This window comes from Flavobacterium turcicum, from assembly GCF_011365745.1.
Lineage (GTDB): Bacteria > Bacteroidota > Bacteroidia > Flavobacteriales > Flavobacteriaceae > Flavobacterium > Flavobacterium turcicum.
Genome location: NZ_JAAOBY010000001.1, coordinates 909,607 through 915,606, shown reverse-complemented (window position 1 = coordinate 915,606; position 6,000 = coordinate 909,607). Strand labels below are relative to the sequence as shown.

Below are 6,000 nucleotides of genomic sequence, written 5' to 3'. Positions count from 1 at the left end.
CTTGCAAGAACGATCCAGCAAGTGTTTAATTAATTATTTTTGTTTAATAATCTGTATCGATTATTTAGGACTAGTCATAGATCAAAAACTGATGTTCGCTTAGCGCGAATAAGATCTTTTAACTTAATCCAAAAAGCCAGTGTTAGATACACTGCAAACCACAAACCCGCGGTGACAAACGATAAGTAAATAAAAAAAAGTCGCACACTACTAGCACGCATTCCTAAAGTATCTGCCAATCGTGAAGACACATGGAATCCGTGTTTTTCGAAAAAAAACTTAAGTTTTATAATTACTGACATACTATTTAATTGTTAGAACAAATCTACAAAAAATACAGGATGAAATAACTCTAGTAAAATTAAAGTCCCGCTTTTAATAAATCGACCCCAATTGCACACTCTAAGCATTTGCTTTTATTACAATATTCATTTTTGAGCTGTAATAGGGCTTGCGAATCAAATGCATTACTAGCATCAATACCAAAACTAGAAAATTTAGTAATTATAGCGTTTTTCTCTGCAGCAATTCCTTCCATAATCGTCAATAGATTATCTGAAACCTCACCTCCTTTACTCTTTTCGTAAGCAAATTGCATCGGAATTATGGTATTGATTAGGATTAAATCGATAAAAGACTTAGATAGTTTTTTAGTTCTTTTAATACTATTTTTATCAAATTGATAATGCAAATCCCAATAAGAAGATGCTGAAATTTCAAACAGCTGATACCATTTTTCAATAGTTTGTACTTGCATCAAAAGTTCGAATAAATTGGCATTTTGATGGTATAATTGTGCTAGTTGTGACAATCTAACAGTTGGAAAATTATCAGGACGGTGTTTAAAAAACTGCACTGTACCTTCAACTCGTGTCTCCAAATTGTACTTGTGGACCAAATACAAAAATCTAAATTTTAAATCCTTGAAGTACGCATCTTCATGCTCTGGCTCCAACAAGCCTAACAAACCAAAAAATAAAGCTTCCAAATTAGCAAGCTCTGAGCGCTCTTTGCGAATAATTGAAAAAGGAATAGACTGCGCCATCCTTAAAAAAATATCCCCATTGGTATTTAACCCAAAATTCTTGGCCAATAACCAAAACAAAGTAGCTTCCCAGTCGTTTTGTGACTGGACTAAAAACGCAAAAATAGGTGTAGCTTTACGATCTAATCTTTCAAAAAACAAACGCTCTTTCCAATTACTCCAAACAAAATTTGCTGTACTTGCTAGCTGTTTTTCACAAAAAATCCAAGACTTATACTCTACTAAAACAGTGTAATTTTGCACCGTTTGAGCGTCTACGTAATTTTTAAGTTCTAAAACAGGAATGGTACTGTTGTTTTTTCTAAAAATTTCGGTGTCATGTTCCCACACAACATGAAGGATCACATTTTCATAAGCAGGATCTTGCTCGTGATGATGAAGATACCAATCAGACGATTTTACATGGATTTCAACATTTCCAGCCCATTTTTGTTCACCAATTGTGATTTGAGCATTAAAAAAATCAGGACCTGCTAATTCCAAATACTGACCAGCAGCAATCACAGTTACAGCCTCACCACTTGTAGTTGTCATTTCGAAACTGCTGAATTTTTTAAATTTCCAGATATAATGTAAAAAATCTTCCTTCATAGATCTAAATTTAAACAGACCTAATGTACAAAAAAAGATTATAATTTAATAAGAAAATAAAGATTTATAAAACAGTTAAAGCCACACAGTCAGATAACTACGCACCTAAAAGATGAGCTACATATAGCTTCGCACAAGCACGCGCATCAGATAAAGCCTCATGATGCTGCAATATAATATTCATCACACTACAGCAATCTTTAAGTGTTGTAGGCTTTAGACCTTTTGCTCTGTACAATTTCACTGTACACTCCCAACGGTCTTTTATATCTAAATCTTGATATGGTAATTCATACATCGCCATCGATTTTTGAAGTACAGACCGATCAAAACTTTCATTATGCGCTACTACAATTTGCCCTTGCAAGCGTTTTTTAATCTCAGGAAAAACATCCAGAAAAGTAGGCGAGAAACGCGTGTCTTTTGGTGTGATGCCATGGACCGCAATAGTGTACGGACTATAACTATTATTAGGTGGCTGAATCAAACTTACGTATTCATCGACAATTATTCCGTCTTGAACGGTAACAATACCAACTGAACAAGGATGGAAAGAAATTGCAGTTTCAAAATCAATAGCTGTAAATGTCATAGATTGTGAATGATAAGAATTAAACGAATTGAAAGCTGTGGGATAAGGTTGGGTGCAGGACATAAAAAAACCACAGTACAACAAATCAAAACGTATATAGCTAGATCTTGCTGTACTGCGGTTGAAATTCTGACCCTATTTTATCGACCCAATAATGTCGTACTTTGTGATAATATGGTGTTTGCCATTAGAAAGTTCTACTAAAACAGCAGCATTTTCTTTTGTAAACAAACGAGACACTTCATCAATTGGAGTGCTCTCGCTTACAACTGGAAATGGTTTGCCCATGACATCTTTAATCGGTTTATCGGCAACGTCTTTGTTCGCGACATAGCTTTGAAATAAGTCACTTTCGTCAACTGAACCAACAAATCCATTAATATCTATTACTGGGATTTGTGATATTTTGTATTTACGCATACGCTCAATAGCATGCGAAACCAACTCCTCGGTGCGAACAACCACAAGCGGTTTATCGATATGATCTTTGATTACATCAGCTGCTTTTGTGATTTCATCTTCAAGAAAACCTCTTTCACGCATCCAATCATCATTGAACATCTTACCCACATAGCGACTTCCTGAATCGTGAAAAAGTACTACAACAACATCCTCAGGTGTAAAATGATCTTTCAATTGCAACAAACCTTTAATGGCTGCACCAGCAGAATTCCCAACAAATATACCCTCTTCTAAAGCAATTTTTCTGGTGTAAACTGCGGCGTCTTTATCAGTCACTTTTGTGAAACCATCGATTAGAGAAAAGTCAACATTTTTAGGTAAAATATCTTCTCCAATTCCTTCGGTGATGTATGAATAAATTTCATTTTCATCAAAAATTCCAGTTTCGTGGTATTTCTTAAAAACAGAACCGTAAGTATCAATTCCCCAAATTTTAATGTTTGGATTTTGTTCTTTTAAATATTTCGCTGTCCCAGAAATGGTTCCACCGGTTCCTACTCCTACTACAAAATGAGTTATTTTACCATCGGTTTGTTTCCAAATTTCCGGACCTGTTTGCTCGTAATGTGCAATTGCATTCGAAGGATTATCGTATTGATTGACGTACCAAGAATTAGGAGTTTCCTCAGCCAAACGTTTGGAAACAGAATAGTAAGAACGTGGATCAGTTGGCTCAACATCAGTTGGGCAAACTACAACTTTAGCACCTACGGCACGAAGAATATCCATTTTTTCTTTGGATTGTTTATCTGAAATAACGCATATTAACTTATATCCTTTGATGATAGCAACCAAAGCCAATCCCATACCTGTGTTACCAGAAGTTCCTTCAATAATAGTTCCTCCAGGTTGCAAACGACCATCAGCTTCAGCATCTTCAATCATTTTCATAGCCATTCTGTCTTTTACAGAATTTCCCGGATTGAAAGTTTCTACTTTTGCTAGTACCAAGGCATCAACTTCGGCGGTAACTCTATTTAGTTTTACTAGTGGAGTATTACCAATAGTACCTAATATATTTTCTGCGTAATGCATAAAAAAGTGTATTTAAAATTAAGATCTGTTACAAAAACGATCGCAAAGATAGTGTTTTGTTACAAAATAAATATGTTCAGGACAGATTGCGTTCGTGATAGTAGCGGCATCCTTTGCTTGCTTTCTTAAAGCAAGAAAAGATAGAGCGGATAGCACGTAAAAACGCCCAAACGGATTAATTGAAAAAATTCCAAATTAAACCAAAACGAATCGTGAAATCACGAGAAGGATTATTTGGAGATGAGTAGAAATTATTACCGGTAAAAGGAGAGTTGAAATGCTCTACTTTGAAATATATTCTCGTGCGCTGAATTTTTGCATTGATGAAGAAATCTAAATTAGGATGATTCCCAATTTCTTTCTCATTTTGCACAAAGAACTCACCAATTACGGGATTGTACTCATTGGCAAGATATTTAGAAAAATAATTTAAAGAGATACCTGTTTGCAAGAAGAGTGCATTTTTGAACAAGTAATCAGAGTAATAAATGGTGTTGCGCGTCACTAGTTCTGGAACATTTAAAATAGCATCATTTTGTTCTGTTTTTTGATACACCACGGTGTTGTCAAGAGCGAATTTGCCAAACTGAAATTCTCTACCTAATTTTAAAGAAAGATACTTAATTGTTCCATTGTACTGTGCAGGTGCAATTATTTGTGTACGCTCGCTTTTTTGTTCAGCGGTTGCTACATCTGCGAAATATAAATGATCATTGAGAACCGATAAATTAAGCTCAGCATTCAAGAAAGGAGTAGTAGCCGTTCCTTTGATAACATTGATTTTTTCGTTTTTAAAATTATTAGACCAATTGTATTCTATATAACTACTTTGGTATAAATTGTAGTTATTATTGGGTAACTTATTTAAATTTTGGTACTGAAAAGTGAATTGATAATCATCGTTCAAGTCATAAGCGACTTGTACATCCAGATTTGACAAAGACTGATTAGTAATGCTACGCGAGTATAAAAATTTACCTTGAACATTGTCTTTTTTATATGTGTATTGCCCACCAGCTGAATTAATGTTTTGACTAAACGCATTTGGAATAGGTACTTGATTATCAAAAAACAAAACACGGTTGTAGTAATAATTAGAACGAAAATCATCAATAAAAAATTCAAACAAACCCAAAGAAGTATTCTCGTAAACAAGACCTGCTTTATTATACATTCGGTTGTAACGAGTTTGGTCATTGATACCAGAATCGGTAAATGAGGCTCCAAAACGATTCACCTCTGTACTGCCAACATTTGAGGGTACTGTTAGTTGGTTGTATTCAAAAAATTTATTTTCATAATTAATTTGGTGTGTTACCGATAAGTTATTGCTACCTTGTTTAGGATTGATTCTGAAATTTTGATCCAAAAAAATCCTTCTTCCTTTTAGAAAAGATTTAGCATCGTTTAAAAAAACTTCAAAACGCTGTCGGTTATTAAAACTTGGATTCTCACTTTCAAAATCATTTATTGTCGTAATGCCACCATTTTCCTCATTTAAAATATCTTGATAGGTATAATGTACTTTGGCAAAATACCTTTTGTTTTTAGAATTAAAATTAACTGTAAACCTAAAATTACCAGTACTAGAAAGTTGGTTTAAATATTTACCCTCTGAACGAAGACCTTTATAAGCGATACTAAAATTCAAATTTTCAGATGTATTTAAACTAAGGAACGAATCAACAGATTGGCCACGACCAACCGTGCTTTTAAAATAAAGTTCGGTTATAGGCGTAGCTACAGAGTTGTAACGAATTTGATTAGCCTCAAGAAAATTAAAATGTTTTGCCTTGAATCCCATTTCAGGAAATGGAGAATACCCATTTAAACCAAATTGCAAAGTATTATAAGTTTGCCCATCATTTGAAAACGGCAACAGCCCGAAAATATCTCTTCGCAAATAGTTGTGACTGTACTCCTTTTGAATGGTAAGCGACGTATCTATATAGGTTGTGTCGTTTTCTAAACTAATGAAACGGTACAAATCTAAAGTAGCAACCTTGTCGACACTTTTCTTTTGCGCGTTTACCATACCTGATTGGGATTGGTCTTTGTTTGCGTTTTGTTCTTTATCCTGCGCATTCACAAATACAGAAAACAAAATAAAGGAAAGTAGAAAAACGATTCTCATATTCAAAATATCATAATTTAAGGTGTAAAGATAAATCTAATCCTTTAAATGATGAGTCAATTAAAAAAAAACTCTAAAAATTACTACTGAAAACAGTACTAAACATTTACAAATTCAAAATTAGCGAAGTAAAATAAAACA

At 34.0% G+C, this 6,000-nt stretch carries 5 protein-coding genes; all 5 read right to left on the bottom strand.

What is annotated here, in order from left to right:
• Positions 1-74: 74 nt before the first annotated feature.
• The 5 genes from G9Q29_RS14850 to G9Q29_RS03985 all read right to left on the bottom strand — a co-directional run bounded on the left by G9Q29_RS14850 (position 75) and on the right by G9Q29_RS03985 (position 5,859).
• Positions 75-302, bottom strand: coding sequence for a PspC domain-containing protein (locus G9Q29_RS14850; RefSeq protein ID WP_166133493.1), 228 nt, complete (start codon positions 300-302; stop codon positions 75-77).
• A gap of 59 nt (positions 303-361) precedes the next feature.
• On the bottom strand, positions 362-1,636 hold the full coding sequence (locus tag G9Q29_RS04000) for a DUF2851 family protein (protein ID WP_166133491.1): 1,275 nt from the start codon (positions 1,634-1,636) through the stop codon (positions 362-364).
• A gap of 97 nt (positions 1,637-1,733) precedes the next feature.
• The gene (locus tag G9Q29_RS03995; RefSeq protein ID WP_166133489.1) at positions 1,734-2,228 is read right to left on the bottom strand and encodes a 3'-5' exonuclease; all 495 of its coding nucleotides are present in this window, start codon (positions 2,226-2,228) and stop codon (positions 1,734-1,736) included.
• 135 nt (positions 2,229-2,363) lie between these two features.
• A complete protein-coding gene (locus tag G9Q29_RS03990) occupies positions 2,364-3,725 on the bottom strand; it encodes a pyridoxal-phosphate dependent enzyme (protein WP_166133487.1) in 1,362 nt (453 codons plus the stop codon).
• A gap of 175 nt (positions 3,726-3,900) precedes the next feature.
• Positions 3,901-5,859, bottom strand: a complete 1,959-nt coding sequence (locus G9Q29_RS03985) for a putative porin (RefSeq protein ID WP_166133581.1) — start codon at positions 5,857-5,859, stop codon at positions 3,901-3,903.
• Positions 5,860-6,000 lie beyond the last annotated feature (141 nt).

Bases quoted from the DNA above. Each gene is read 5' to 3' on its own strand.
- G9Q29_RS14850 (WP_166133493.1), bottom strand. From the start codon at position 302: ATGTCAGTAATTATAAAACTTAAGTTTTTTTTCGAAAAACACGGATTC.
- G9Q29_RS04000 (WP_166133491.1), bottom strand. From the start codon at position 1,636: ATGAAGGAAGATTTTTTACATTATATCTGGAAATTTAAAAAATTCAGC.
- G9Q29_RS03995 (WP_166133489.1), bottom strand. From the start codon at position 2,228: ATGACATTTACAGCTATTGATTTTGAAACTGCAATTTCTTTCCATCCT.
- G9Q29_RS03990 (WP_166133487.1), bottom strand. From the start codon at position 3,725: ATGCATTACGCAGAAAATATATTAGGTACTATTGGTAATACTCCACTA.
- G9Q29_RS03985 (WP_166133581.1), bottom strand. From the start codon at position 5,859: ATGAGAATCGTTTTTCTACTTTCCTTTATTTTGTTTTCTGTATTTGTG.